Genomic DNA, 26,614 nt, shown 5'->3' with positions numbered 1-26,614 from the left:
TTGCTCAATCCGCGTCGGGTTGCTGCGCAGGGTGGGCGCGTCGGAAAGGCTCCAGGGCCTCGCAACGCGCGGCAATCCGCGCGATGGCCGGCCACGACGCAAGGTCGATACCAAACCGTTGAGCGGAATAGACCTGCGGGATCAGGCAGCAATCGGCCATGGTCGCGGCATCGCCGAAGGCGAAATCGCCGCCGTGGCGCGCGATCAGCGCCTCCAGCGCGTCGAAGCCCGTGCCGATCCAGCGCGCGATCCACGCCGAGACTTGCGCGTCGCTGGCCTGAAAGTCCCGCCGCAGCGCTTGCAGCACGCGCAGGTTGTTCAGCGGATGGATGTCGCAGCAGACCAGCCCAGCCATCGCCCGCACCGTGGCGCGGCCCAGGGCATCGCCGGGCAGCAGCGGGGTTTGCGGATAGACCTCGTCCAGCCATTCGAGAATGGCGGGCGACTGGGTGAGGACCGCGGCTTCGCCCTCACCCTCGGCGCCGATCTCCAGCGCGGGCACCAGCCCTTGCGAGTTGAGCGCGAGGAATGCGCGCGCGCGTTGCGCGCCAGTGCGCAAGTCGTGCGTCACCTGTTCGTGGCCCACGCCTTTCAGCGCCAGCGCGATCCGCACGCGGTAGCTGGCGGTGGAGCGCCAGTAACCGTGGAGTCGCAGCGTCATCGCGCCGGCTGGACGGTGCCGGTGCAGGGACCGAAGCCGATCGTGCGGAACCCGTCGCGCACCGTCCGCGCGGACAGGGTGAGCTGGTCGCCATCCTCCAGGAAGCAGCGGGTTTCGCCGCCCGGCAGCGTGACCGGTTCGCGCCCGCCGTTCGACAGTTCCATCAGGCTGCCGAAGCTATCGCGCGCCGGGCCGGAAATCGTGCCGGTGCCCAGCAGGTCGCCCGCATGGAGGTCGCAGCCGTTGGAGGTATGGTGCGCCACCATCTGCGCCACGGTCCAGTACATGTTCGTCGCAGGGCCGTGGCTCAGGCGGAGCGGCGACAGGCCGGCATCGCGCATCGCCGCGCTGGCGAGCGTGACTTCGAGGTCCAGTGCAAGCGCGCCGGCTTCGGCGTCCGCGGCATCGACCAGGTAGGGCAGCGGCTGCGGATCACCTTCCGGCCGGGGTTGCTGGGCCACGCGGAACGGGGCTAGCGCCTCGGCCGTCACCACCCACGGGGATACCGTGGTGAGGAAGTTCTTGGCGAGGAACGGTCCGAGCGGCTGGTACTCCCACGCCTGGAGATCGCGCGCCGACCAGTCGTTGAGCAGGGTCAGCCCGCCGATCCGGCTCCACGCATCGGCGATGGGCACCGGTTCGCCCAGCGCGTTGTCGCCCGCGATCCACACGCCCAGCTCCAGCTCGTAGTCGAGCCGCCGCGATGGCGCGAACACCGGCGCTTCGGCATCGGGCGCCTTGAGCTGGCCCTTGGGGCGCAGCAGCGTGGTGCCCGAGACCCGCACGGACGAGGCACGTCCGTGATAGCCGATCGGCACGTGGCGATAGTTGGGCAGCAGCGGGTTGTCCGGCCGGAACAGCTTGCCGATGTTGGTGGCGTGATGAATGCCGACGTAGAAATCGGTGTAGTCGCCGATGTGGAACGGCAGGTGCAACGCGCAGTCTTCCGCGCGGTGCAGCAGCGGGGCCAGCCGCACGCGGAACCGGTCGGAGGTCAGGCACGCGAACAGCGCGTGGCGCAGCGCCAGCCGGTCGGCGGCGGGCAGGGCAAACAGCGCGTTGAGCGTGGCCTGTCCCAGTGCCGGCACCACGGCCGGCGGCAGCAGGCCCTGTTCCGCCATGGCGGCAAGGTCCAGCACGCAATCGCCGATGGCGGTGCCGGCACGCGCGGGGCCGCCGCCGGTCGAGAAGATGCCCAGCGGCAGGTTCTGGACCGGGAATTCGGCATGGTCGTCCGCCCCCGGCACCCAGCTCGATGCCTGCGGATTGTGCGTGTGGTCGATGCTCATGCGTCCTTCGGCTCCGCATGCAGCCAGGCGGCATGGCGCGGGGCGCGCTTCGTCCGGCTCCATTCCTCAAGCATGACCGGGGCCAGCGTCTTTAGTTCGGCGTACTGTTCGGGCGTGCCGATGTTGCACGCCAGTTCCAGCCGGTGCCCGTTGGGATCGAAGAAATAGATCGACTTGAAGATGCCGTGCCAGGTCGGCCCCAGCACGTCGATGCCCTGCGCCTCGATATGCGCCTTGGCCGCCAGCAGCGCGGCTTCGTCCTCCACCTCGAAGGCCAGGTGCTGCACCCAGGCCGGCGTGTGGGGATCGCGGCCCATCGCGGGCTGTTCGGGCAGTTCGAAGAAGGCCACCACGTTGCCGCCACCGCAATCGAGGAACACGTGCATGTAGGGATCGTAGGCCCCGGTCGATGGCACATGGTCTTCCGCGAAGGCGGTGGTGTAGGTCATGCCGAGCACGCGCTCGTACCATTCCACGGTCGCTTTGGCATCGTTGCAGCGGTAGGCGACGTGGTGGATGCGGCTGAGGCGCGGCGCGGTCATTGCGCCGGCTCCGCCTGCAGCGCGCCCCGGCGCATCTGGTCGCGTTCCATCGATTCGAACAGCGCGGTGAAGTTGCCTTCGCCAAAGCCTTCGTCGCGCTTGCGCTGGATGAATTCGAAGAACACCGGGCCGATCATCGTTTCCGAGAAGATCTGCAGGAGCAGGCGGGGATCGCCGTTCACGGTCGACCCGTCGAGCAGGATGCCGCGTGCCTGGAGCTGGTCCACCGGCTCGCCATGGCCGGGCAGGCGCTCGGCCAGCATCTCGTAGTAGGTGGCGGGCGGGGCGGTCATGAACGGGGTGCCGCTGGCCTTGAGCCTGTCCCACGTCGCCAGCAGATCGTCGCAGGCAAAGGCGATGTGCTGTATGCCCTCGCCGTTGTAGGCGCGCAGGAATTCCTCGATCTGGCCGCCGCCGGCCTTCCCTTCCTCGTTCAGCGGGATGCGGATCTTGCCGTCGGGCGCGGTCATCGCCTTGCTGGTGAGGCCGGTATATTCGCCCTTGATGTCGAAATAGCGGATCTCGCGGAAACCGGCGATGCGCTCGTAGAACGCTGCCCAGTGCGCCATGCGCCCGCCATAGACGTTGTGCGTCAGGTGATCGATCAGCTTCAGGCCCGCGCCGGCCGGATGGCGATCCACGCCCTCCTCGTAGACGAAGTCGATGTCGTAGATCGACAGGGCATCGCCATAGCGGTCGATCAGGTAGACGATCGAGCCGCCGATGCCGCGGAACGCCGGCAGGCGCAGTTCCATCGGGCCGGTGCGCACCTCGACCGGTTCCGCGCCGCGTTCGAGCGCCTCGGCATAGGCTTTCGCCGCATCGCGCACGCGCCAGCCCATGCCGCAGGCCGAAGGACCGTGTTCGGCGGCAAAGTAGGCGGCGGGGCTGCGCGGTTCGTAATTGGCGATCAGGTTGATATCGCCCTGCCGCCACAGTTGCACGTCCTTGGACCGGTGCCGCGCGACGCGGATGAAGCCCATCGCGGCGAAAACGGGTTCCAGCACGCCCTTTTCGGGCGCGGAAAATTCGATGAACTCGAAACCGTCGAGGCCCAGCGGGTTTTCGAACAGGTCAGCCATGGCTCTCCCCAGCATGCATTGAGAATGTGGCGCACAGTCTAGCGCTGATCGTGCTCAAAGGGCGTGCATTCTTGCGCGATTTCGGGAGTGAAATGCACACATGATGCGTTATAGGGCGATTTGAGGCACCGTCCGTGCCAACAGGAACTTGCCCGTGCTCGACCGTTTCGATCTCAAGATTCTCGCGATCCTCCAGCAGAAGGGGGATATCGGCCCGGTGGAGATGAGCCAGGCCGTCCATCTCTCCGCGTCGCAATGCTCGCGCCGGATGCAGCAGTTGCGCAAGGCGGGCTACATTCGCGGGGTCCACGCCGCGCTCGATGCCGGGCGGCTGGGGGTGGGCATTTCTGCCTATATCCTGCTCACCATGAACAGCCACGGGATCGCGGCGGCCGAGGCGTTCCGCGCGCGGGTGCTGGAACTGGACGAAGTGCTGGAATGCCAGAAGCTGACGGGTGAGGCCGACATGATCCTGAAGGTCGCCACGCGCGATCTCGCCTCGTTCAACCATTTGCTGACGCGCCAGATTCTCGGGTCTCCCGAAGTGGCGACCGCGCGTTCCAGCATCATCCTGGAGGACGTGAAAAGCACCACCGCGTTGCCGCTGGGCTTCGCCGGCGCGGTCAATCCCGCCGACGGAACGTGACCACCAGCACGTCGCGCCAGCCCGGCCGGGCTGGATCTTCGGGCCGCACCGGCGAAACCTCGTGCATCACGCGCCGGTCGTCGAGCAGGTAGAGATCACCGGGTACGGTCAGCGTGGTCCGGTCCAGCGTCCTGCCCGCCGGATCGGTGATGCGGGTGACGCCGCCGATCACATTGTGCCGCGCCACCAGTTGCACCAGCACCCGGTCCACGCCGTCGCGGTGCAGCCCCTCGGGCGTAGGCAGGCCGGCGTTCTCGCTTCCCGCCAGGATGCGGAACTGGTGCGCCTCGACATGCCAGCGCGCGCCCGGCGCGGACCGCGCGAACAGCGCCTCGGCATCGCGCAGCAGGCCCAGCAGGCACGGGTGCGTGCTGGCTTCCGGGGCGAAGGGCGCGAAATGGCGGGCGATTCCGCCGTTGAGCGGGTTGTACGACAGGCTCTGGTAATGCGGTTCGGCGGGGCGGGGCGCGATTTCGCCACTTTCCAGTGCGAAGGTCGCATAGCGCCGCCGGCGGTATTGGCCGCCATCGGCCATGAAGGTATCGAGCGGCAGGTCGTTCCAGAAGTCCGCGAAATCGGGCGGTAACGGCGCCCCGCGCGCGATCGCATAGCCCTTGTGCGCCAGCGCGCTCTCCAGCGGCATCAGGCCACCGGTTTCCGGCCGTTCTTCGGCGAGCGTGCAGACTGGCGATGTCGCGTCCATGGCCCTTCCTTGGGTACGGCCGCGATATGGGAACCCTTGGGCAGGATGCCTACCCCGCCGGCGGCCGGCTCCGCGCCCTAGCGCGCCACCAAGGCGGGAATGAGGCCGCGTGCGATTGCCCGCCTCCGAATCGTGCGATAAGGTTGCGACAAGAAACTGATCGGAGAGCGATGACCATGGCCACGCAGATGCGCCCGAATATCGAATGCAGCGACGCCGAATGGCAGGCCCGGCAGGAACTGGCGGCGTGCTACCGCATCTTCGATCTGCTCGGCTGGTCGGAATCGGTCTACAACCACATTTCCGTGCGCGTGCCGGGGGAGGACAACGCGTTCCTCATCAACCCCTTCGGCCTGCTCTATTCGGAAGTCTGCGCGTCCAACCTCGTCAAGATCGACATCGACGGCAACAAGCTGGACGGCAGCCCGCACGCGGTGAACAAGGCGGGCTTCACCCAGCACGGCTATTTTCATCGGCATCTGAACTGGGCGCACGCCATCTGCCACGTCCACACCACGGCGACGATGGCGGTGTGCAGCCTTGAGGAAGGGCTGATGCCGATCAACTTCTACGCCTGCAACTTCGCCGGTCGGCTCGCCTACCACGATTTCGAAGGCATCACCGTGCGCGCCGAAGAGGGCGAGCGCCTGCTGGCGAACCTGGCCGACAAGAACATCCTGATGCTGCGCAACCACGGCCCGGTGGTGCTGGCGCCCACGCTCCAGGCGATGTTCATCCAGCAATGGAGCCTACAGCGCGCTTGCGAAATCCAGATGGCCACGCTGTCGATGGGGCGCAAGCCGATCCTGGTGCCCGACGATGTCATCGCCGTCCACCAGCGCGACTTGCGCGAGGCGACGCCGCCGGGCGGCGGGGCCGGCGTGGGTGATTTCAACGCCTGGGTGCGGCGGATCGACAAGATCGACCGGTCCTGGCGGGATTGAAGCGCGGCGGAAAGGTGGGCTAGGGCACGCGCATGGCCCGTCTGACCGTCAACAACCAGCCGATGGAATTCCGGCTGGAACCGGATACCCCGCTGCTGTGGGCGCTGCGCGACGCCGCGAACCTGACCGGCACCAAATACGGCTGCGGCACCGGCGAATGCGGCGCCTGCATGGTGATCGTCGATGGGCAGGCGATGCCCTCGTGCACGCTGTCGCTGGGGGAGGCGGAGGGCCGCAGCGTGACGACGATCGAGGGGCTGGCTCCCGATCGCAACCATCCCGTGCAGCAGGCGCTGGTGGCCGAACAGGCGATCCAGTGCGGGTTTTGCACGCCGGGCCTGGTCATGGCCGCCGCCGCCCTGCTGGCGCACAACGGCGATCCGACCGAGCAGGACATCACCACCGCGATCACCAATATCTGCCGCTGCGGCGTCTATCCGCGCCTGGTCCGCGCGATCCAGCGCGCCGGCCGCGTCCTGCGGCATGCCGAAACGCTGCCGCCGCTGCCCGTGCCGGCGACCGCCACCGCGCCGGGGCTTTGATCTTCCCCTCGCGCGCGGGCTGCGCTAGCGGAACGGCATCACAGGAGACCCGGCGATGAAGGCGATGATCTGGCACAATCCCAACTGCGGCACATCGCGCAACACGCTGGCGCTGTTGCAGGAAGCGGGCGCGGACGTGACCGTGGTCGAATACCTCAAGACGCCGCCGAGCGCCGACAAGCTGGCGCAGCTCTATCGCGATGCCGGAATCACCCCGCAGCAGGGCCTGCGCCTGAGAGGCACCGATGCCGAGGAACGCGGCCTGCCCGCTGCCGATGACGCCACCGTGCTGGCGGCGATGGTGGCGGACCCGAAGCTGATCGAACGGCCGCTGGTGGAAACCGACAAGGGCGTGCGGCTGTGTCGGCCCAAGGAAAAGGTCCAGGAAATCCTCTGAGCCGCCTTAGAACGCGCGTCAGAAGGGCAGGGCGCGTCCGGCGAGAATCAGCGCCAGCGCGCAGCCGAGCACGATCACGGCGCGCAGCCCTTCGGCAAGCGGGGCGGCCGTGATCGAGGCAGCCTTGATCGAGGCAATCGCGCGGGACATCGCCCGTTCATGCCCCGTGCCGGGTTAACGGGTCGTAAACGCGGCCCTAAGCTCTGTTACGGGCGCGTCAGCAGCAGTTCCAGCAATGCCGCCAGGCATTCGCGGCCCAGCAGCTTGCTGCGTTCCGGGCTCCAGCCCTGCGCCGGATCGGGCAGGTCGGCATTGTCCTTGAACGGCATTTCCAGCGTCATCGAGACGCAGCCGTGGCTCGCGCCGAAGCGCTCGGCGAGCTGGTTGGTTGACATCGACAGGTTGGCCTTGCCCGCCGGGGCCACCGGATAGCCGCGCCGCGTCTGGAAATCGGGCGTTCGCCGTTCGAGGATCGCGCGATAGCGCCGGTATTCCGCGCCCTGCTGTTCGGTCCAGGAAGGGATGCCCTCGAACCCGGCCAGGAATACCGCCGGAATCGCCTCGTCGCCGTGGACGTCGATCGCGAAGTGGACGCCGGTTTCGTCCATCGCGTCACGCACGCACAGCACTTCGGGCGAGCGTTCGTCCGAGGGCGTATCCCATTCGCGGTTCAGGTTCACGCCCGCCGCGTTGGTGCGCAGGTGGCCGCGCCGCGATCCGTCGGGATTCATGTTGGGCACGATGTGGAAGCGGCAGAGCTGGCGCAGCTTGCGCCCGTGCGGATCGGCGGGATCGGTCAGCAGATCGAGCGCGCCTTCCATCCACCATTCGGCCATGCTCTCGCCCGGATGCTGGCGGGCATAGAGCCAGACTTGGGTTTCGCCCTCGCCCAGCTCCAGCAGGTCTATCGGTTGGCCGTCCAGCGTGGTGCCCAGCGTGCGGTGGGATACGCCCTCGCTGGCCGCGGCCGCGGCGACGAGATCGTGATGCCGCTCCATCGAATAGGGCGCGAAATAGGCGAACCAGGCGATGTCGGCGGCAGGGGTGTGGCGGATCGTCAGGGTGCCGCCATCGGTCGCCGGGTCATAGCTCGATGCGGCGCGGCCCCAGTATTCGCGGTCTTCGGAGACGCAGGCGTTGTAATCGGGCCACCCGCCGGGATAGGCGGACTGGCCAAGCCCGGTGATCGCCAGCGTCAGTTCGCGGCCCGCCGCACCGGCCACACGGAAGTGGAACCACTGGGCGAATTCGGACTGGTGATCGCGCCGGATCGCCAGCCGGGCGGCGGTTCCGTCGATGGAGAGAACGTCAATGTTGCCGCTGTCGAACGCGGCGTCGATCCGGATGGGGGTTTGCGTCATTTGACCTGGATAGTCTGTCCGGACTTGCCGGGGAAGTCCGTGAACAGCGCATGGGCCAGGCGCGGCGCGACATTGGCCGCATCGGCTTCCTTCTTCTTCGCGTTGTCGCGCGATTCGGCGCGGCCTTCCCACAGCGCCTGCCCCGTCGCGCGGTCGCGGATCGTCACGGACAGGCGGGTTTCGGTCCATTCGCGCGATCCGCCGCCCAGGCTGAATCCGACGCCCAGGCCCACGCCGCTGTTCCAGCCGCCGGTGGAGCCGCCCACGCCGACGCTGACCGGCCCGCGCTGCCGTTCCTGCCGTTCGGTGCGCCGTTCCACCCGCACTTCGACCAGCGCGTCCGCCGCGCCGGCGGTCGCCGTGCCGAAGCCACGGGCAGCCACTTCGCGCATGACCGCATCGTTCCACAGCGCGGTTTCGAGACCGGCGGGGTCTTCGCCCGGCGCGGGTGCCAGCGCCAGCGCGGCGCCCGGCACCAGCTTCGCCAGCGATTCGGCGGTGTGGAACCGCGTGACTTCGACCGGGGCGGCGAACGCCACGCCGGGCGCGGCCGGCAAGGCGGCCAGCACAAGGGCGGAAGCAATCAGCAGGCGGCGCATCGGCGTATCCTCAATCGTTGTCCCGGTAACCGATATGGGCGTGATACGTGCCCGTGCAACCGCAGGTTGCTCCGATCAGGGCTGGAGCGCGGCCACTTCGGTGCCTTCGGGGAACTTCGCGAACAGCGCGGTGGCCAGGCGCGTGGCGACGGCGGTGTTGTCCAGCCCGGCCTCGCCCTCGCGCGCGACGCCTTCGGCATGGCCTTCCCACAGCACGCGGCGCGTCGCCTTGTCGCGAATGCGCACTTCCAGCCGCGTGCCGATGATCGCCTTCTTTGGCTTGGAAAGATCGACCGCCAGCGCCAGACCGACGCCGCTGCCGCGGTTGCTGATCGTGGTGCTCATCGCGCCGCTCACGGGCTTGTGCGGGGCTTCCTCCGGCTGCACCACCGAATGGCTGACCGCCACTTCGGCCACCTGTCCGCCGTCCGCGCCCGAGGTGGCGGTGTTGTAGCCGTGTCCGGCAAGCTGATCGACCACCGCCGCCTCATAGACCGGCAGCTTGGCGTCGGGCTCGACGTTGTCCTCGCTGCCGTCGTAGCCATCGGGTGCTACGGCGGCGATCACGATCGGCCCCTGCGCCAGTGCGCTGCCGGCATCGGCCGCGCGGAACGTGGTGACCTCGACCTTCTTGGTGGGTTCGCTGCCCGTCCGGCTGTTGCGACTGTCCGCACCGTATGGCCCGAACGGATCGCCGCCCCAGCCGCCGCGCCCCCAGCCCCCGCCGCCCCAGCCGCCATAGGGTTGGGCGTGCAGCGCCGCCGGCGCGCCGGCCAGCAGCGCGGCCGCGATCAGGAGGGGTGAAAGGGCGGAGGTTGTGCGAACCCGGGGCATGGCGTGTGTTCTTTCGGTGAAGGGCTTCCAAGGCGATCCCGCCGGCGCGATGCCACGCCGGCGCTTTCACCTGACTGAACGCGCTACTTAATGATTCCCTGCGAATCTTGCTGCTAGGGCAGGGTGTCCGTTGCATTCCGGAGTGATTCGTACATGACCGCAGTACCCGTCCTCGTCACCGGCGGCGCAGGCTATATCGGCAGTCATGCCGTGCTGGCGCTGAAGGACGCGGGGTGGCCCGTCAGCGTGATCGACAACCTGACCACGGGTTTCCGCTTCGCCATTCCCGATGGCGTGCCGTTCTATCAGGGGGATATCGAGGACGGCGATCTGCTGGCGCGGATCATCGCGGAACAAGGGATCGGGGCGGTGATGCACTTCGCCGGATCGGTCGTGGTGCCCGAATCGGTCGAGAACCCGCTGAAATACTACCACAACAACACCGCCAAGAGCCGCGCGCTGATCGAATCGGCGGTGAAGGGCGGCGTGCGCCACTTCATCTTCAGCTCGACCGCGGCGACCTATGGCGTGCCCGAGGTTTCGCCGGTGAACGAGGACAGCCCGAAGCTGCCGATCAATCCCTATGGCATGTCCAAGCTGATGACCGAGATCATGCTGGCCGACACCGCCCGGGCGCATCCGCTGAACTTCTGCGCGCTGCGCTATTTCAACGTGGCGGGCGCCGATCCGCAGGCGCGCACCGGCCAGTCCACCGCCGGCGCGACGCACCTGATCAAGGTCGCGGTCGAGGCGGCGCTGGGCAAGCGCGGGCATGTGGCGGTGTTCGGCACCGACTATGCCACCCCCGATGGCACCGGCGTGCGCGACTATATCCATGTGTCGGACCTGGCCGAGGCGCACGTGCTGGCGCTGGGCGCGCTGATCGAACAGCCGGAACGGTCGCTGACGATGAACTGCGGCTATGGGCGCGGGTTCTCGGTGCTGGAAGTGCTGGACGCGGTGGACCGCGTCACCAACCGCACCATCGTCCGCAAGCTGGAGGATCGCCGTGCCGGCGATCCCGATTCGCTGATTTCCGACAACAACCGGATCCGGGCGACGGTACCGTGGGTGCCGAAATACGCCGATCTCGAAACCATCGTCACGCACGCGCTGGCGTGGGAGCGCAAGCTGACCGAGATCCTCGGCGAAGGTTGACTTTACACCGGCCCGCCCTTATCGGCGCGCCTTCAGTTTCAAGCCCGGTCGCTTCGGGCAAAGGGATTCGTCATGAAGATTCGCAACAGCCTGAAGTCGCTCAAGGACCGCCACCGGGACAACCGCGTGATCCGCCGCCGTGGCCGGACCTACGTCATCAACAAGACCAACCGTCGTTTCAAGGCGCGCCAGGGCTGATCCGGCTCTGGCGGAAGCGTTCCCGCACCTGCCGGAACGCTTCCGTCCTGATCGACGCCTCTTGCAGAGGCAAGGCTGCCCCCGCCTGCGCGGGGGCGCATTTGTTTGCGGGAACGCAGCGTGAGCCAGCAGGACGATGCCCCGGTCGATGCGCCCGTTGATGGCGCGATCGACGCGGTCGTCTGGGATATCGGCCGCGTGCTGGTGCAGTGGCGAATCGCCTCGCTTTACGAAAAGCTGATCGCCGACCCGCGCGAACTGGACTGGTTCCTGGCCAACGTGGTGACCGAGGAATGGCACGCGCAGCACGACGCGGGCGTTCCGCTGGCGGAGATGATCGCCGCGCGCTCTGCCGAATTTCCCGCCTATCGCCCGTTGATCGAAGCCTATGCGCCCAACTGGCTGGATGCGGTGCCGGGGCCGGTCACGGGCACGCACGAACTGGTCCGGGCGCTGGATGCGCGCGGGATACCGCAGTTTTCGATCACCAATTTCGGCGCCGATACCTGGGCGATGTTCCGCCCGACCTTCCCGGTGCTTGACCATTTCCGCGATATCGTCGTCTCCGGCGTGGAAAAGCTGATCAAGCCCGATGCGGCGATCTTCGCGCTGGCGGCCCGCCGTTTCGGTCATGAGCCTGCGCGGATGCTGTTCATCGACGACAACGCCGCCAATATCGCGGCGGCGGACGCGCTCGGCTGGCACACCCACCATTTCCGCGACGACGCCGCCGCGCTGCGCGCCGATCTCGAGGCGCGGGGCCTGCTCTGAACCCGCACCCTTGCGGCAGCGGTCGCTTGATCTTTGCCCCCGCCGCCGCCTAGCGTCGCTTCCTGACATCGGCGGGGAGAGCTATGGCATCGGGCGCGCATCACGGATCGAAGGAGGCGCCGGGCCGGTTGCGTTCGATTTTCAGCGGATCGGTGGGCAATCTCATCGAATGGTATGACTGGTACGTCTATGCCGCGTTCTCGCTCTATTTTGCCTCGGCGTTCTTTCCCAAGGGCGATCCCACCGCGCAGCTGCTGAACACCGCCGCGGTCTTCGCGGTGGGCTTCCTGATGCGCCCTGTCGGCGGCTGGCTGATGGGGCTCTACGCCGATCGGGCGGGGCGCAAGACGGCGCTGACCGCGTCCGTGCTGCTGATGTGCCTGGGTTCGCTGATCGTCGGGCTGACGCCGGGCTATGACCGGATCGGCGTGGCCGCGCCGGTGCTGCTGGTGATCGCGCGGCTGTTGCAGGGCCTCAGCGTCGGCGGCGAATACGGCGCGAGTGCGACCTACCTTTCCGAAGTGGCATCGGCCGAGCGGCGCGGCTTCTGGTCCAGTTTCCAGTACGTTACCCTGATCATGGGGCAGTTGCTGGCGCTGGGCGTGCTGATCGTGCTGCAACAGGTGCTGACGGAGGAGCAGCTTCACGCCTGGGGCTGGCGCGTCCCGTTCCTGATCGGCGCCGCGTGCGCCGTCGCCGCGCTGTGGCTGCGCCGGACCATGCACGAAACCGCCGCGTTCGAGCAGGAGCGCGAACACCAGCCTTCGCTGCGCCGCCTGCTCGCCCACCCGCGCGAGGTGCTGACGGTGGTGGGCCTGACCATGGGCGGCACGGTCGCGTTCTATACCTTCACCACCTATGCGCAGAAGTTCATGGTCAACACCGCCGGCTGGTCGAAGGAGGACGCGACGCTGGTCTCCGCGCTGGTGCTGGCGGGCTTCATGGTGCTGCAACCGCTGGTCGGCGCGCTGTCGGACCGGATCGGGCGGCGGCCGCTGCTGCTGGCCTTCGGGCTGGTGGGCGCGGTCATCACCGTGCCGCTGATGCGCGCGCTGGCGGTGGCGCACGATTTCTGGACCGGGTTCGCCCTGCTGATGGCGGCGCTGGTCGTGGTCAGCGGCTATACCGCGATCAACGCGGTGGTGAAGGCCGAACTGTTCCCCGCCGGCATCCGCGCGCTGGGCGTGGGCCTGCCCTATGCGGTCACGGTGTCGGTGTTCGGCGGATCGGCCGAATACATCGCGCTGTGGTTCAAGACCGAAGGCTGGGAAGACGGCTATTTCTGGTACGTGGCCGGCTGCATCGCGGTATCGTTCGTGGTCTACCTGCTGATGCCCGATACGCGAAAGACATCGCGAATCGCCTGAAGCATGACGCCGGGTTGACACGCTTCGTCATTGCGAGCGGCACGCGCCGCAATCCAGAGTCCCGCGCGCGGCTCTGGATTGCCGCGGGGCTTTGCCCCTCGCAATGACGATCAAAGGCTATGCCGTCCGGTTTTGCGGCAGCGCGATCAGCGAGATCTCGCGGCCATAGTCGGGCTCGCCCCGGTGCGTGGCGCGGCGGAACGAATAGAAGCGGTCCGGCTGGCTGTAGGTATCCTCGCCCACCATGGCGACCGTGCCGACGCCCGCGGCGTGGAGCCGCGCCGCGACGTAGCCTTCCAGATCGAACCAGGCGTGCCCCGCCTTGCCGGCGCGGAAGAAGCGCGCGTTGGCCGGGTCGGTGGCCAGGAAACGGTCCTCGAAGGCGGCGTCCACCTCGTAGCTTTTCTGCGCGATGCACGGGCCGACCACGGCGGTGATGTCCGCGCGGCTGGCCCCCAGCGCTTCCATCGCCGCGATGGTATTGTCGGTCACTCCGCCGAACGCGCCTTTCCAGCCGGCGTGCGCCGCGCCGATCACCCCGGCTTTTGCGTCGTGGAACAGCACGGGGGCGCAATCGGCGGTGAGAATGCCCAGCACCACGCCGGGCAGGCGGGTGACGAGCGCATCGGCCTTCGGGCGGTCGCTCTCGGGCCACGGCTCGGTCACCGTCACCACGTCGGGCGAATGGATCTGATAGGCACAGACGAGCCGGCCGCCGGGAAGGACGGCCTCGGTCGCGCGGCGGCGGTTCTCGGCCGTGGCGGCGGGATCGTCCTCGCTGCCCCAGCCGACGTTGAGGCCGGCGAGAACGCCTTCGCTCACTCCGCCGCGCCGGCCCAGGAAGCCGTGGGGCACGCCGCCCAACGCCGGGTGGGTGAGCACGTCCACGCCGGTAATGCCCGCAACCTCCACCACGTCAGCTGTCCAGGCTGCGCGTGACTTGCTCGCGCACGTCGCGCGACAGCGTGGCGCAGGCCGCGATGCGTTCCAGCTCCGCGCGCATCAGCGCGGCGCGGCCCGGCTCCACCTTGCGCCAGCGGCCCAGCGGCGGCACGAAGCGCGCGGCGGTGTTGGCGTTGATCGGATCGAGCGCCAGGATCAGGTCCGCGATCAGGCGATAGCCTTCGCCGTCCGGCTTGTGGAACGCCTGCGGATTGGCCGCGAACGCCATGTAGAGCGAGCGCACCCGGTTGGGGTTGGTCATGGTGAAGTCGGGATGGCTGGCCAGCGCCTTCACGTGCGCGATCGCCTGCGGGTGGAGCGATCCCGCCTGGAGCGAAAACCATTTGTCGATCACCAGCATGTTGCCCGCGAAGCGCTGGTGGAAATCGGCCAGCGCCGCCTCGCGCTCGGGTGCGGACAGGCCGCACAGCACCATCAGCGCGCCCTGCCGGTCGGTCATGTTGTCGGCCGCGTCATATTGCGCCTTGGCGCGCCGGGCGGCTTCGGCGGGCTCGGCCGCGGCCAGATAGACCAGCGCCTGCGTCTTCAGCTTGCGCGCGCCGCGCGCGGCGGCGTCGAGGCTGTAGGGCACGGCGGAGCAGCGATCGTGAAGCGCGACGATCTCCGCCCGCAACCGCGTGCCGAGGTGCTGCTTCAGCGCTTCGCGTTCGGCATGGACGCGCGAGGGATCGACCCCGGCGATCTGTTCGGCGAGATAGGCCTCGCCGGGCAGGATCACCAGTTCGCCGCGCATCAGGTCGTCGAGTTTGGCGTCGGCCAGGATCGTGCCGAAGGCTTCGGTAATCGCCGCTTCGCCGGCCGCGCGCGCGGCATCGTCGAGCGTGCCCGTGACGGCCGCGACAAGGTGCTGGACGACCAGCTGCTGCATCGCCTCGTACCGGGCGAAGGGATCGTCGTCGTGTTCGGCCAGGAACACGAGGTCGGCCGTCGTCGCCGGGCTGGTGATCGCCACGGGCGCGGAAAAGCACCGGTTGATCGACAGCACCGGTGCCTCGGCATGGCCTTCGAACGTGAAGGCCTGTTCCGCCTCTTCCAGCACCAGCAGGTGTTCGCCCCGGTGCGTGCCGGTGGCGCGGTCGAACAGCGCGGTGCGCAGCGGGATCGGCATCGGCTGCTTGACCGGCTGGCCGGGCGTGGGCGGCACGGTCTGGCGGAGCGTGAGCGTGACCGTGCCGTATGCCGCGTCGTGCGCCAGCGCGGCGTCCACCCTGGGCGTGCCGGCCTGTTCGTACCAGCGGCGGAATTTCGTGAGGTCCAGCCCTGCCCCGTCCTCGATCGCCTTGACGAAATCCTCGCAGGTCGCCGCCTCGCCATCGTGGCGCGCGAAATAGAGGTCAGTGCCCTTGCGGAAGCGTTCCGGCCCGGCCAGCACCGTCATCATGCGGATGACTTCGGCGCCCTTGTTATAGACCGTGGCGGTATAGAAGTTCGAGATTTCGGCGTAGCTGTCGGGCCGGATCGGGTGGGCGAGCGGCCCCGAATCCTCGGGGAACTGGGCCGCGCGCAGCACGCGCACGTCCTCGATCCGCTTGACCGGCGGCGATCCGCGATCGGCGCTGAACTGCTGGTCGCGCAGCACGGTGAAGCCTTCCTTGAGGCTGAGCTGGAACCAGTCGCGGCAGGTCACGCGGTTGCCCGACCAGTTGTGGAAGTATTCGTGCGCGACCACGCCCTCGATCGCGTCGTAGTCCGCATCGGTCGCGGTTTCCGGATCGGCCAGGATGTAGCGCGTGTTGAAGACGTTGAGGCCCTTGTTCTCCATCGCGCCGGCGTTGAAGTCCGAGACGGCGACGATGTTGAACAGGTCGAGATCGTATTCGCGGCCGTAGACCTCCTCGTCCCATTTCATCGAGGCGATCAGCGAGCGCATGGCGTGGCCGGTGCGCGTCTCGTCGCCCGCACGGACCCAGATTGCCAGATCGACCTTGCGGCCGGACCGGGTGGTGAAGCTGTCGCGCGTGGGCACCAGATCGCCCGCCACCAGCGCGAAGAGATAGGACGGCTTGGGCCAGGGATCGTGCCATTCGGCCCAGTGCGTGCCGTCCGGCCCCTCGCCTTGCGCCACCGGATTGCCGTTCGACAGCAGCACCGGAAAGCGCGCCTTGTCGCCCGCCATCCGCACCGTGTAGCGGCTCAGCACGTCGGGCCGGTCGGGGAAGAAGGTGATCCGCCGGAATCCCTCCGCCTCGCACTGGGTGCAGAGCATCCCGCCGGACGCGTAGAGACCGGAAAGCTGTGTGTTCGCAGTGGGATCGACCAGAGTTTCGATGCCGATTTGGTGCTTTCCGCCCGGCAGGTCGATCAGCAGCGCGTCGCCTTCCAGGCGCCAGTCGTTGTGCGGCAGGCCGTCCACGGACACGCTTGCGGGACGCAGGCCATCCCCGTCGAGACGGAGCCTGCGCGCGCCGTCGCCCGCCGGGTTGCGTTCGACCGAAAGCGTCGCCTGCACGCGGGTTTCGGTGAGCGACAGGGCGAAATCGAGGGCGATTTCCGGCACCAGCCAGGCCGGCGGCTGGTAGTCGGCGCGATGGATCACGGCGGGGTGCGCGGGCGCCGGGGCGTCGGCCGGGGAGGCGGGCGTGGCGACGGTCTGGGAGGCGGACGGCGGATTGGCGAGGTCGTTCATGGTCCCAATGTAGGGCGAAGCCGGCCAAGGGCAATCGCCAAACGCTCTTGACTCCAGACGGTTTCGCCGCGCAGGCCTTGTTGAACGACCGTTTGAGGACTGTGAATGCGCCGGGGCTTTTTCTTCCCTTTCACATATGCCGTTCTGTCGCTCCTTGCCCTCCTTGCTGTGCCGGGCGTCGGCCATGCGGCTGGCTTCAACGCCGATGCCGCCACGCGCGCCTACCTCGATACGCTGCAGGGATCCGCGCGGGTGAAGTCGGACGCCTATTTCGAGGGCGGTTACTGGATCGCGCTTATTGGCACGCTGGTTTCGGTGGCCGCCTACTGGATCATGCTGCGGCTGCGCATCCTGCCCCGTGTGCGCGATGCGGCCGAAGGGAAGGGCCGCGGGCGCGCGCTGGTGGTGTTCGAAGTGGCTGCCGTGTTCCTGATGGCCAGCACGCTGCTGCTGCTGCCGTGGACCATCTACACAGGGTTCGTGCGCGAGGCGCGCTATGGCCTGCTGAACCAGTCCTTCGCCGGCTGGCTGGGCGAACAGGTGATCGGCCTGTTCGTGACGCTGGTGATCGGCAGCCTGCTGTTCGTGGTGATCTATGCCGTGATCCGGCGGATGCCGAAGAACTGGTGGATGGTATCGACGGGGGTCGTCTCGGTCTTCCTCGCGCTGGCGATGCTGTTCGCGCCGGTCTATATCCTCCCGCTGTTCAATACCTATTCCGAACTGCCCCAGGGGCCGGTGCGCGATCGCATCGTCGCCATGGCCAAGGCCTATGACGTGCCGGCCGAACATATCTACGTCTATGACGCGTCCAAGCAGACCAAGCGCATTTCGGCCAATGTCTCGGGCATCGGGCCGAGCGTGCGGATCAGCCTCAACGACAACCTGCTGCACCGCGCGACCGAGCCGGAAATCCTCGCCGCGGTGGGGCACGAGATGGGGCATTACGTGCTGGGCCATGTCTGGCGCTCGTGGATCTGGCTGACGGCGCTCTACGGGCTGATGCTGTTCCTGGCGGCCTGGGCCATGCCGCTGATCCTGGCCCGGTACGGAGCCCGGTGGAACATTCGCGACGTGGCCGATCCCGCCTCGATGCCTCTCCTTGCCGGCGTTTTCGTGGTCTTTTCGCTGATGGTCACGCCGATCACCAACACGCTGGTCCGCGTGACCGAGCGGGACGCCGATGTCTTCGGGCTGGACGCCGCGCACGAGCCGGACGGGTTCGCCTCGTTGTCGATGAAGCTTTCCGAATACCGCAAGATCGATCCTGGCCCGGTCGAGGAAGCGCTGTTCTACGATCATCCCTCGGGCGCCACGCGCGTGCGGCTGGCGATGCGGTGGAAGCAGATCCACATGCCCGGCGCGCCGATGGCAAAGCCGACGCCGATCGTGCTGGAGCCGATGGACGCACAGCATTGACGGGCCGCCTGTTCGTCTTCGGGCTGGGTTACAGCGCGGGGATACTGGCGGAGCGGTTGCGGCGGCAGGGCTGGCGCGTCAGCGGAACCGGCCGCGCAGGCACGCTGGCCTTCGATGACGACGCCGGCATCGCGGCGGAACTGACGCACGCCACGCATGTCCTCTCGTCGGTGCCGCCGTCGGCAGTGGGCAAGGGGGCGGAGGCGGGTGGCGATCCGGTCCTGCTGCGCCATGGCGCGCGCATCCGGCAATGCGGCGCGGGCTGGATCGGCTATCTCTCCTCCACCGGCGTTTATGGCGATGCAGCCGGCGCCTGGGTGGACGAAAGCGCGCCGGTGGGGCGAGGCCGCCGGACCGCCCGGGCCGATGCGGACCTGGCCTGGCAGGTGCTCGATCCCCGCGTGCGCGTGTTCCGCCTGCCGGGCATCTATGGCCCCGGCCGCAGTGCGCTGGAACGGGTGCGCGCGGGGACAGCGCACCGCATCGACCTGCCCGGGCAAGTGTTCAGCCGCGTCCACGTGGAGGACATCGCCGGCGGAATCATCGCCTCGTTCGGCGGGCCGGCGGGCGTGTACAACCTGTCCGACGATCTGCCGTGCAGCCAGAACGCGGTGATCGAGGAAGCGGCGCGGCTGGCGGGATGCGCGCCGCCGCCGCTGCTCACGCTGGAGGCGGCCGGCCTTTCCCCGGCCGCGCGTGCGTTCTACGCGGAGAACCGCCGCGTCGCGAACGGGCGGGCGCGGCGCCTGTTGAACTGGCGCCCGCGCTATCCGACCTATCGCGAAGGGTTGCGCGCTCTCAGCGCCACGATCAGCCCCGCCATCGCCAGCACCGCGCCGGCGACGGCCAGCGACGACCAGCGATAACCTTCGAACAGCGTCGACAGCAGCATCGCCACCACGGGCACGACCACCCCGTTATAGGCCGCGCGGCCGGGGCCGAGTTCGCGCACCAGCTGGAAATAGAGCGGAAAGGTCACCACCGACCCCATCACACCCAGATAGGCGATGCCAAGCAGATAACCGGGCCGCATGTCGATTTGCGGGGGGCCATAGACCATCCACGCGAACAGCGCGTCGATCGCGACGCCCCAGACCATCGCCCAGAACAGCAGGGCCAGCATCGGGCGCGTCCGCGCGGCCTCGCTCGCCTGCAGCACGTTGGCGCTGGACGCGGACAGGATGCCGCAGAACGTGAACAGCACGCCCAGCAGCGCCGCGTTGCCGACCGGCGCCGTGCGCACCTCGTGCAGCAGCAACAGGGCGATGCCGGCGATGGCGATGGCCGATCCGGCGAGGAAGCCGCGCGTCAGCGGCTGCCCCAGGAACAGCCGCGCGAAAAGGGCGTTGGGCACCAGCAGCAGCGCGAACAGCACGGCGACGATGCCCGAGGTGATATGCTGCTCGGCGCGGTAGACGAACTGGAAATTGCAGACGAACTGGAGCAGCCCCATCAGCACGGCGAGCTGGTGTCCGCGCCGGTCCAGCCGCAGGCTCTCGCGGCGCGCCAGCGCCAGCAGCAGCACGCCGACCGCGGCCACGACAAAGCGCCAGGTGACCGACCAGCTGGCCGGCACGGACCCGATCTGATCCTTGATGACCAGCCAGGTGGAGCCCCAGATCAGCGCCACCAGCGCGAACGGCCCCAGGATGCGCGGGCTCCAGAACGAAGCCGGCCCGCCGGCGGGCGATGTCACAGCGCGGCAATGGCGCGGGCCAGCGCCTCGACATGCGCCGGATCGCTGTTCCACGCGGTAACCAGCCGCGCCGCGCCGGGCGCGCCTTCGGGGGCGGGCCAATCGTAGAAGTCGAACCCTTGCGCGTGGAGCGCGGCCTGTTCGGTGGGCGAAAGCACGGCGAAGACCTCGTTGGCCTCGACCGGGTGGAGCAGGCGCTCGCCGCAGGCCGCGCCGATCGTGGCGGCGGCGGCATTGGCGGCGCGCGCGTTTTCAAGCCACAGGCCGTCTTCGATCATCGCCAGTACCTGCGCCGCCAGATAGCGCCCCTTGGACTGGAGATGCCCCGCGCGCTTGCGGCGATAGCGTACCACGTCGGCCAGCGCGGGATCGAAGAACACCAGCGCCTCGGCGCTCATGCCGCCGTTCTTGACGCAGCCGAACGTCAGCGCGTCGACGCCGGCGTTCACCGTCAGCGCGGCCGGATCGCAACCGAGATGGGCCACCGCGTTGGCAAAGCGCGCGCCGTCCATGTGCAGGCCCAGCGAGCGCTGCCTGGCCAGCGCGCCGATCGCGGCGACCTCGCCGGGCGTATAGACGCGCCCGTATTCGGTCGCCTGCGTGATCGAGATGGCGTGCGGCTGCACCTGGTGCACGTCGCGCCGGATCGGGTCGATCGTCGCGCGGATCGTCTCGGGCGTCAGCTTCGCGCCTTCGCCGTCGGCCAGCAGCAGCTTGGCGCCGTGGGTGAAGAAGCCGGGCGCACCGCCTTCGTCCACTTCGATATGCGCCTCGCGATGGCATACGATCCCGCCGTGCGGCTGGGCCAGCGCGGCCAGCGCCAGGCAGTTTGCAGCGGTGCCCGTCGCCACCCACAATGCGGCGCATTCGGTGCCGAACAAGGCCGAAAAGGCCTCGTCCAGCCGCGCGCTCAGGCGGTCGCCGTCATAGGCGGCGTCGGGCTGGTCGGCCGCGCGCATCGCGTCCCAGACGCGGGGGTGGACGCCGGCGGCGTTATCGGAGAAGAACTTCATGCGCCAAGGCATCTAAGGCACCGACACAAGCGGTCAAGCGGGAGCAAGCAATGGAACAGGTCACGATCACGCGCGTCGGCGGTGGCGCCGAGGGCGAATACCGCGCGGCGGTCGCGGGAAGCGACGCGGTGGGCCGGCTGACCTGGCGCCGCCGGGGCGATGTGGTCGCGGCCGAACACACGCTGGTCCCGCCCGAAATCGGCGGGCGCGGTGTGGCGGGCAAGCTGGTGGAGGCGCTGATCGCGGATGCGCGGGCCGAAGGCTGGAAGATCGCGCCCGATTGCAGCTATGTCGCCGCCGCGTTCCAGCGCCATCCCGAATGGGCGGACCTGCTGACCTGATACTGATGGCCTGACACTGCTTGTTGGAAGCGGGGCGGGAAATGGTGCTGCTGGGGAGGATTGAACTCCCGACCTCAGCCTTACCAAGGATGCGCTCTACCACTGAGCTACAGCAGCACACCATTTCCGCGCTCCGGCGCGCCGGCAAGAACCGGCGGCGGGCAGGGGCGCGCTATTGGCTGCGAGGGCCGGCTTTGTCAAGCGTGGTATGACGTGCCGCGGTATCAGAGGCGTGCCCTTGCGGTGCGCGCGCCGGCAAGGCACATCGCACGGCATGAGCGACGATCCGGCAAGAATGACGCGCGAGGAACGGCTGGCCGCGCGCCTGCGCGAGAACCTGAAGCGGCGCAAGGCGCAGGCCAGGGAACTTGGGGCCAGAGAACTTGGGGCCAGAGAACTTGGGACGCGCGAACTTCGCGCGCGCGAGGCGGGCAACGGCGAATCCGGCACCGGCGGCCTTTCCAAACCGCAAGGGGAGCGCTAGGGGGCCGTTTCCCGCAGTAGAGCAGCAGGAGCCACGATGCCCCGCCTGATCCTGATCCGTCACGGTCAATCGCAATGGAATCTCGAAAACCGTTTCACCGGCTGGTGGGACGTGGATGTGACCGAAAAGGGCGCGGCCGAAGCGCTCGCCGCCGGCACGCTGCTGAAGGACAAGGGCGTGCTGCCGACGGTGGCGTTCACCTCGCTGCAGACGCGCGCGATCAAGACGCTGCATTTCGCGCTGGAAGCGGCCGGGCGGCTGTGGATTCCCGAAGACAAGGACTGGCGGCTCAACGAACGGCACTATGGCGGCCTGACCGGGCTGGACAAGGCCGAGACCGCCGCGAAGCACGGGGACGAGCAGGTCAAGGTCTGGCGCCGCAGCTTCGACATTCCGCCGCCGCCGCTGGAAGCGGGCAGCGCTTTCGACCTGGCGGCCGACCCGCGCTATGCCGGCATCGCCGTGCCGGCCACCGAAAGCCTCAAGGACACGATCGCCCGCGTGCTGCCGTGCTTCGAACAGAAGATCGCCCCGGCGCTGAAGGCCGGCGAAACGGTGATCGTTTCGGCCCACGGCAATTCGCTGCGCGCGCTGGTGAAGCACCTTTCGGGCATTTCGGACGCCGACATCACCGGCCTCGAGATTCCGACCGGCCAGCCGATCGTCTATGAACTGGACGACAACCTCGCCGAGATCGAGCGGTACTACCTGTCGGAACGCTGAGGCGCGTTCCGGCCTGAGAGGGGGCAGGGCATGAGTGATACCTCGCCGCAGGCGCCGGCCGTGGCCATCGTCATGGGCAGCCAGTCCGACTGGGAGACGATGAAGAACGCGGCCGCCGCGCTCGACAAGCTGGGCGTGGCGCACGAATGCCGCATCGTTTCCGCGCACCGCACGCCCGACCGGCTCGTCGCCTTCGCCAAGGGCGCGCACCGGGAAGGCTTCCGGGTGATCATCGCCGGGGCCGGCGGCGCGGCGCACCTGCCGGGCATGGTCGCTTCGATGACGCACCTGCCCGTGCTGGGCGTGCCGGTCGAATCCAAGGCGCTGAAGGGCATGGACAGCCTGCTGTCGATCGTCCAGATGCCCGGCGGCATTCCCGTGGGTACGCTGGCCATCGGCGTGCCGGGCGCGACCAATGCCGGCCTGCTGGCCGCGTCGATCCTCGCCACGTCCGATCCCGCGCTGGCCGAACGGCTGATCGCCTTCCGTGCCGCGCAGACCGATTCGGTCGCGGAACGGCCGTCCTGAGGGAGATGGTGGTGCGCCACACCCCGCGCGGGAGCCGCGCATGATCGCCCCCGGCGAAACCATCGGCATTCTCGGCGGCGGCCAGCTGGGCCGGATGCTGGCGCTGGCGGCGGCGAACCTCGGCTATCGCTGCCATGTCTATGCGCCGGAAGCGGATTCGGTCGCGGCCGATGTCAGCGCCGCGTTCACGCAAGGGCGCTATGACGACGAGGCCGCGTTGGCCGCCTTCGCCGCGCAATGCGCGGTGGTGACGTACGAGTTCGAGAACGTCGCCGCCGGGCCGCTGGCTGCGATCGGCGAACATGCGCCGCTGCATCCGCCGGTCCGCGCGCTGGAAGTGGCGCAGGACCGGGTGAACGAGAAGAGCTTCGTCGAGGCGCTGGGCGGCCGCCCCGCGCCGTGGGCGCAAGTCGATTCCGCCGCCGACCTGGCCGCCGCCATCGCCCGGATCGGCGCGCCCGGCATCCTCAAGACGCGGCGCGACGGCTATGACGGTAAGGGCCAGTGGCGGATCATGGACCCGGCCGACGCCGCCGGGCTGGACCTGCCCGCGGTGCCGCTGATCTACGAAGGCTTCGTGCGCTTCGCGGGCGAATTCTCGGTGATAATGGTGCGCGACGCGGCCGGCGACGTGCGCTTCTGGGATTCGGCGCAAAACGAGCACGACAGTGGCATCCTGGCCCGTTCGACCGTGCCCGCGCCCACGTTCATCACGGCGCAGGTGGACGCGGCGCGCGCGCTGGCGGCAAAAGTGGCCGACGCCTTGGACTATGTGGGCGTGTTGACGCTGGAATTCTTCGCCACGGCGGACGGCCCGGTGTTCAACGAGATGGCCCCGCGCGTCCACAATTCCGGGCACTGGACGATCGAGGGCGCGCTGGTCAGCCAGTTCGAGAACCATATCCGCGCGATCTGCGCTCTGCCGCTGGGCAGCACGGCGCTGGCGGCGAAGGGCGCGGTGATGGACAACCTGATCGGCGATGCCGCGCGCGACTGGGCGCAGATCCTGTCCGATCCCGCCAACCACCTTCACCTCTATGGCAAGGCGGCGGTCCGTCCCGGACGCAAGATGGGCCACGTCACCCGGCTGATCCTGTAATGGCGCAGGCCCTGGTCCTGATCTACGCGCGCGCCGCCAACGGCACGATCGGTCGGGACAACGCGCTGCCCTGGCACCTTCCGGCGGACCTGCGGCGGTTCAAGGCGCTGACCATGGGCAAGCCGATGATCATGGGCCGCAAGACGTTCGAGAGCTTTCCCGCGCCGCTGCCCGGCCGCCGCCATATCGTGCTGACGCGCGATGCCGGCTGGCAGGCGGAAGGGGCCGAAGTGGTCCACGATGTACCGGCCGCGCTGGCGCTGGCCGGCGATGGCGAAGTGGCCGTGGTCGGCGGCGCGGAGATCTACCGCCTGTTCCTGCCGCTGGCCGCGCGGGTGGAACTGACCGAAGTCCATGCCGATGTCGCGGGCGACACGGTGATGCCCCCCCTTGGCCCCGAATGGCGGGAGCTTGCGCGCGAGACGCACCCGGCCGAAAAGGGACGCCCGGCGTTCGCTTTCGTGACGCTGGAAAGGGAGGGGGGCTGAACCATGCGTCGTTGGGTGGCGATTGCACTGGGCGTGACCGGATTGGCGGCGGCGGCGTTCTTCGGGCCGCTGCCGGCCTTCGTCGAATCGCAGATGAACCGGATCGATGGGCAGCCGCTGATCGCGGTCAGTGACCGGGCGCGGGAACTGCACCGATCGCTGCGGATCGTCGATCTGCATGCCGATACGCTGATGTGGCGGCGTAATCTGCGCGACCGGGCGCGGCGCGGGCATGTCGATCTGCCGCGGCTGGAAGAAGGCAATGTCGCGCTGCAGGTGTTCTCGTCGGTGTCGAAATCGCCGCGCGGCCTCAATTACGATGCCAACCCGGCGGACAGCGACACGCTGGGCGCGCTGGCGGTGGCGCAATTGCAGCCGGTGCGGACGTGGAATTCGCTGGCCGAACGCACGCTGTGGCACGGGCAGAAGCTGGACCGCGCGGTCGCGGCGTCGGGCGGGATGCTGCTGAAAGTCAGCGACGATGCCTCGCTCGATCTGCTGCTGGCCCGGCGCGGGAACAAGGCGCAGCCGGTGGGCGCGATGCTCTCGATCGAGGGACTGCACGATCTGGAAGGCAAGGCGGAGAACCTCGACCGGTTCTATGCCGCCGGCTTCCGCATGGCGAGCCTGACGCATTTCTTCGACGATGGACTGGCCGGATCGATGCACGGGCTGAAGAAGGGCGGGCTGACTCCGTTCGGCCGGCAGATCGTGCGGCGAATGGAAGACAAGGGCATGATCGTGGATATCGCGCATCTCAGCCACGCCGGCGTGGCGGACGTGCTGGCGATGGCGCGGCGGCCGGTGGTTTCCAGCCACGGCGGAGTGCAGGCGACCTGCAAGGTCAACCGCAACCTGACCGACGACGAGATTCGTGGGGTGGCGCGCACCGGCGGGCTGATCGGCATCGGCTATTGGGACGCGGCGGTCTGCGATACCAGCCCCCGCGCGACGGCCAAGGCGATGCGCCACGTGCGCGATCTTGTCGGGATCGACCATGTCGCGCTAGGCAGCGATTTCGACGGGGCGACCACGACCCGGTTCGATACCGCGCAACTGGAACAGGTAACCCAGGCCCTGATCGACGAAGGTTTCAGCGAGGACGAGATTCGCGCGGCGATGGGCGGCAATGCCCTGCGCGTGATTCGCGCCGGCTTGCGGCCGATGGCCTCCGCGTCGGCCGGGGTCACGGCAGAGGCGCATCGATGACGCGAATCGACGCGCGCGATCGCGCGCCGGATCATCTGCGCGGGGCGGTGATCGCGCTCGGCAATTTCGACGGGTTCCATCTCGGCCATCAGGCGGTGGTGGGCGAGGCGGTGCGCCAGGCGCGGGCGCAAGGCCGCCCGGCGATCGTCGCCACGTTCGATCCGCACCCGGTGCGCCATTTCCAGCCCGATGCGCCGCCATTCCGGCTGACCACGCTGGACCAGCGCGAGGAACTGTTCGCCGCCGCCGGGGCCGATGCCATGCTGGTCTTCGCCTTCGATGGAACGCTGGCCGCCACCACGGCGGAGGACTTCGTGCGCGGGCTGCTGGTCGATCGGCTGGGTGCGGCGGGCGTGGTCACGGGCGAGGATTTCACCTTCGGCAAGGGGCGCGGTGGCAACGTGCGCGTGCTGGCGGAACTGGGCGCGGAAAGCGGGCTGACGGCGCGCGCGGTCGGCCCCGTGGTGGAAAGCGGCGAAGTCGTCTCCTCCAGCCGCATCCGCGCCGCGCTGCAGGCGGGCGATTGCGCCACCGCCACGCGGCTGCTGACGCGGCCCTTCGCGATCCGGGGCGTGGTGCAGCACGGCGACAAGCTGGGGCGCACGATCGGCTTTCCCACCGCCAACCTGCCGCTCGGCACTTACCTGCGCCCGCGCTATGGCATCTATGCCGTCACTGGCCGCATGCCCGACGGGCGCGTGGTGCAGGGCGCGGCCAACATCGGCATCCGCCCCACCTTCGATCCGCCCAAGGAACTGCTGGAACCCACTTTCTTCGACTGGTCCGGCGATCTTTACGGCCAGGAGATCGAGGTGGCCTTCCACCACTTCCTGCGGTCCGAAGCGAAGTTCGATTCGCTCGATGCGCTGGTCGAACAGATGAACCGCGATTGCGACGAGGCGCGGCGGCTGCTGGCGGCGGGGTAGGTTCG

General features: G+C 68.6%; 31 protein-coding genes and 1 tRNA gene. 18 read left to right on the top strand and 14 right to left on the bottom strand.

Going from position 1 to position 26,614, the window contains the following annotated elements; all coding sequences use genetic code 11:
- Positions 1-4: 4 nt before the first annotated feature.
- Genes maiA through hppD form a run of 4 tightly spaced genes read right to left on the bottom strand, consistent with a single transcriptional unit; the run spans position 5 to position 3,574 of the window.
- A complete protein-coding gene (gene maiA / locus F1640_RS09375; protein ID WP_194918873.1) occupies positions 5-661 on the bottom strand; it encodes a maleylacetoacetate isomerase in 657 nt (218 codons plus the stop codon).
- A complete protein-coding gene (gene fahA, locus F1640_RS09370) occupies positions 658-1,950 on the bottom strand; it encodes a fumarylacetoacetase (RefSeq protein WP_194918871.1) in 1,293 nt (430 codons plus the stop codon). The genes maiA and fahA overlap by 4 nt, the downstream gene beginning before the upstream one ends.
- Positions 1,947-2,492 (bottom strand): VOC family protein, encoded by a 546-nt coding sequence (locus F1640_RS09365; protein ID WP_124810599.1) that lies wholly within the window; start codon positions 2,490-2,492, stop codon positions 1,947-1,949. The genes fahA and F1640_RS09365 overlap by 4 nt, the downstream gene beginning before the upstream one ends.
- Positions 2,489-3,574 carry a 4-hydroxyphenylpyruvate dioxygenase gene (hppD, locus tag F1640_RS09360; protein ID WP_124810600.1) on the bottom strand — a complete coding sequence of 362 codons (1,086 nt, stop codon included), beginning with the start codon at positions 3,572-3,574 and terminating at the stop codon, positions 2,489-2,491. The genes F1640_RS09365 and hppD overlap by 4 nt, the downstream gene beginning before the upstream one ends.
- A 154-nt stretch (positions 3,575-3,728) precedes the next feature.
- On the opposite strand from hppD, the gene F1640_RS09355 reads away from it, so the two are divergent.
- Complete coding sequence (locus tag F1640_RS09355) at positions 3,729-4,220, top strand: Lrp/AsnC family transcriptional regulator (protein ID WP_190287336.1); 492 nt, start codon at positions 3,729-3,731, stop codon at positions 4,218-4,220.
- On the opposite strand, the gene F1640_RS09350 is transcribed toward F1640_RS09355, so the two are convergent.
- Positions 4,198-4,923, bottom strand: a complete 726-nt coding sequence (locus F1640_RS09350) for a 2OG-Fe dioxygenase family protein (protein ID WP_206694665.1) — start codon at positions 4,921-4,923, stop codon at positions 4,198-4,200. The two genes, F1640_RS09355 and F1640_RS09350, sit on opposite strands and share 23 nt — an antisense overlap.
- 176 nt (positions 4,924-5,099) lie before the next feature.
- Here F1640_RS09350 and F1640_RS09345 point away from each other — a divergent pair, with 176 nt between their 5' ends.
- Genes F1640_RS09345 through arsC form a run of 3 tightly spaced genes read left to right on the top strand, consistent with a single transcriptional unit; the run spans position 5,100 to position 6,806 of the window.
- A complete protein-coding gene (locus F1640_RS09345) occupies positions 5,100-5,867 on the top strand; it encodes a class II aldolase/adducin family protein (RefSeq protein ID WP_124810635.1) in 768 nt (255 codons plus the stop codon).
- Between the two features lie 32 nt (positions 5,868-5,899).
- Positions 5,900-6,409: a (2Fe-2S)-binding protein gene (locus tag F1640_RS09340; protein ID WP_194918869.1), complete on the top strand. Its 510-nt coding sequence runs from the start codon at positions 5,900-5,902 to the stop codon at positions 6,407-6,409.
- Positions 6,410-6,464: 55 nt separating this feature from the next.
- On the top strand, positions 6,465-6,806 hold the full coding sequence (arsC, locus tag F1640_RS09335; protein WP_194918867.1) for an arsenate reductase (glutaredoxin): 342 nt from the start codon (positions 6,465-6,467) through the stop codon (positions 6,804-6,806).
- 18 nt (positions 6,807-6,824) lie between these two features.
- On the opposite strand, the gene F1640_RS25195 is transcribed toward arsC, so the two are convergent.
- The 4 genes from F1640_RS25195 to F1640_RS09320 all read right to left on the bottom strand — a co-directional run bounded on the left by F1640_RS25195 (position 6,825) and on the right by F1640_RS09320 (position 9,600).
- Complete coding sequence (locus F1640_RS25195; RefSeq protein WP_255530325.1) at positions 6,825-6,956, bottom strand: hypothetical protein; 132 nt, start codon at positions 6,954-6,956, stop codon at positions 6,825-6,827.
- A 56-nt stretch (positions 6,957-7,012) separates the two neighbouring features.
- On the bottom strand, positions 7,013-8,167 hold the full coding sequence (locus F1640_RS09330; protein WP_194918865.1) for a M14-type cytosolic carboxypeptidase: 1,155 nt from the start codon (positions 8,165-8,167) through the stop codon (positions 7,013-7,015).
- Positions 8,164-8,766, bottom strand: a complete 603-nt coding sequence (locus tag F1640_RS09325; protein WP_124810606.1) for a DUF4136 domain-containing protein — start codon at positions 8,764-8,766, stop codon at positions 8,164-8,166. The genes F1640_RS09330 and F1640_RS09325 overlap by 4 nt, the downstream gene beginning before the upstream one ends.
- 75 nt (positions 8,767-8,841) lie before the next feature.
- Positions 8,842-9,600 carry a DUF4136 domain-containing protein gene (locus F1640_RS09320; RefSeq protein WP_255530324.1) on the bottom strand — a complete coding sequence of 253 codons (759 nt, stop codon included), beginning with the start codon at positions 9,598-9,600 and terminating at the stop codon, positions 8,842-8,844.
- A gap of 153 nt (positions 9,601-9,753) precedes the next feature.
- Between F1640_RS09320 and galE the strand changes: the two genes are divergently transcribed.
- The 4 genes from galE to F1640_RS09300 all read left to right on the top strand — a co-directional run bounded on the left by galE (position 9,754) and on the right by F1640_RS09300 (position 13,094).
- On the top strand, positions 9,754-10,758 hold the full coding sequence (gene galE, locus F1640_RS09315; RefSeq protein ID WP_194918864.1) for a UDP-glucose 4-epimerase GalE: 1,005 nt from the start codon (positions 9,754-9,756) through the stop codon (positions 10,756-10,758).
- 72 nt (positions 10,759-10,830) lie between these two features.
- Entirely contained in the window at positions 10,831-10,956 is a 126-nt protein-coding gene (ykgO, locus tag F1640_RS09310) for a type B 50S ribosomal protein L36 (RefSeq protein ID WP_003046794.1), read from the top strand.
- A gap of 120 nt (positions 10,957-11,076) precedes the next feature.
- Complete coding sequence (locus F1640_RS09305) at positions 11,077-11,727, top strand: HAD-IA family hydrolase (protein ID WP_194918862.1); 651 nt, start codon at positions 11,077-11,079, stop codon at positions 11,725-11,727.
- A gap of 83 nt (positions 11,728-11,810) precedes the next feature.
- Entirely contained in the window at positions 11,811-13,094 is a 1,284-nt protein-coding gene (locus F1640_RS09300; RefSeq protein ID WP_194918860.1) for an MFS transporter, read from the top strand.
- Positions 13,095-13,211: 117 nt separating this feature from the next.
- Here F1640_RS09300 and pgeF read toward each other — a convergent pair whose 3' ends face one another.
- Positions 13,212-14,009, bottom strand: a complete 798-nt coding sequence (pgeF, locus tag F1640_RS09295) for a peptidoglycan editing factor PgeF (protein WP_375336188.1) — start codon at positions 14,007-14,009, stop codon at positions 13,212-13,214.
- Position 14,010: 1 nt separating this feature from the next.
- Complete coding sequence (gene pepN / locus F1640_RS09290; RefSeq protein ID WP_194918858.1) at positions 14,011-16,683, bottom strand: aminopeptidase N; 2,673 nt, start codon at positions 16,681-16,683, stop codon at positions 14,011-14,013.
- A gap of 105 nt (positions 16,684-16,788) precedes the next feature.
- Between pepN and F1640_RS09285 the strand changes: the two genes are divergently transcribed.
- On the top strand, positions 16,789-18,102 hold the full coding sequence (locus F1640_RS09285; protein WP_194918856.1) for a M48 family metallopeptidase: 1,314 nt from the start codon (positions 16,789-16,791) through the stop codon (positions 18,100-18,102).
- Complete coding sequence (locus F1640_RS09280; protein ID WP_255530323.1) at positions 18,099-18,968, top strand: SDR family NAD(P)-dependent oxidoreductase; 870 nt, start codon at positions 18,099-18,101, stop codon at positions 18,966-18,968. The genes F1640_RS09285 and F1640_RS09280 overlap by 4 nt, the downstream gene beginning before the upstream one ends.
- Here F1640_RS09280 and F1640_RS09275 read toward each other — a convergent pair.
- Both F1640_RS09275 and F1640_RS09270 read right to left on the bottom strand, forming a co-directional pair.
- Positions 18,878-19,798 (bottom strand): EamA family transporter, encoded by a 921-nt coding sequence (locus tag F1640_RS09275; protein WP_309229232.1) that lies wholly within the window; start codon positions 19,796-19,798, stop codon positions 18,878-18,880. The genes F1640_RS09280 and F1640_RS09275 overlap by 91 nt on opposite strands.
- Complete coding sequence (locus F1640_RS09270; protein ID WP_194918855.1) at positions 19,795-20,811, bottom strand: low specificity L-threonine aldolase; 1,017 nt, start codon at positions 20,809-20,811, stop codon at positions 19,795-19,797. The genes F1640_RS09275 and F1640_RS09270 overlap by 4 nt, the downstream gene beginning before the upstream one ends.
- A gap of 50 nt (positions 20,812-20,861) precedes the next feature.
- On the opposite strand from F1640_RS09270, the gene F1640_RS09265 reads away from it, so the two are divergent.
- Entirely contained in the window at positions 20,862-21,152 is a 291-nt protein-coding gene (locus F1640_RS09265) for a GNAT family N-acetyltransferase (protein ID WP_194918853.1), read from the top strand.
- A 42-nt stretch (positions 21,153-21,194) separates the two neighbouring features.
- Here the strand turns inward: F1640_RS09265 and F1640_RS09260 are convergent.
- Positions 21,195-21,269, bottom strand: a tRNA-Thr gene (locus F1640_RS09260).
- A gap of 157 nt (positions 21,270-21,426) precedes the next feature.
- On the opposite strand from F1640_RS09260, the gene F1640_RS09255 reads away from it, so the two are divergent.
- The 7 genes from F1640_RS09255 to F1640_RS09225 are packed head-to-tail and all read left to right on the top strand — an operon-like array spanning position 21,427 to position 26,609.
- Positions 21,427-21,636 (top strand): hypothetical protein, encoded by a 210-nt coding sequence (locus F1640_RS09255; RefSeq protein WP_194918850.1) that lies wholly within the window; start codon positions 21,427-21,429, stop codon positions 21,634-21,636.
- Between the two features lie 36 nt (positions 21,637-21,672).
- Positions 21,673-22,359 (top strand): 2,3-diphosphoglycerate-dependent phosphoglycerate mutase, encoded by a 687-nt coding sequence (gene gpmA, locus F1640_RS09250; RefSeq protein ID WP_125954101.1) that lies wholly within the window; start codon positions 21,673-21,675, stop codon positions 22,357-22,359.
- 30 nt (positions 22,360-22,389) lie between these two features.
- Positions 22,390-22,887 carry a 5-(carboxyamino)imidazole ribonucleotide mutase gene (gene purE, locus F1640_RS09245; protein ID WP_124810619.1) on the top strand — a complete coding sequence of 166 codons (498 nt, stop codon included), beginning with the start codon at positions 22,390-22,392 and terminating at the stop codon, positions 22,885-22,887.
- A 40-nt stretch (positions 22,888-22,927) separates the two neighbouring features.
- A complete protein-coding gene (locus tag F1640_RS09240) occupies positions 22,928-23,986 on the top strand; it encodes a 5-(carboxyamino)imidazole ribonucleotide synthase (RefSeq protein ID WP_194918848.1) in 1,059 nt (352 codons plus the stop codon).
- Positions 23,986-24,474, top strand: a complete 489-nt coding sequence (locus F1640_RS09235) for a dihydrofolate reductase (protein ID WP_194918846.1) — start codon at positions 23,986-23,988, stop codon at positions 24,472-24,474. Before F1640_RS09240 ends, F1640_RS09235 begins: the two co-directional genes overlap by 1 nt.
- Before the next feature lie 3 nt (positions 24,475-24,477).
- Positions 24,478-25,683 (top strand): dipeptidase, encoded by a 1,206-nt coding sequence (locus tag F1640_RS09230; protein ID WP_194918843.1) that lies wholly within the window; start codon positions 24,478-24,480, stop codon positions 25,681-25,683.
- Positions 25,680-26,609 carry a bifunctional riboflavin kinase/FAD synthetase gene (locus F1640_RS09225; RefSeq protein WP_194918841.1) on the top strand — a complete coding sequence of 310 codons (930 nt, stop codon included), beginning with the start codon at positions 25,680-25,682 and terminating at the stop codon, positions 26,607-26,609. The genes F1640_RS09230 and F1640_RS09225 overlap by 4 nt, the downstream gene beginning before the upstream one ends.
- Positions 26,610-26,614: the final 5 nt, after the last annotated feature.

The organism is Novosphingobium sp. NBM11 (assembly GCF_015390225.1).
GTDB lineage: Bacteria > Pseudomonadota > Alphaproteobacteria > Sphingomonadales > Sphingomonadaceae > Novosphingobium.
Note: the sequence above shows the minus strand (reverse complement) of the source record. Positions and strands in the feature narration are given on the sequence as shown.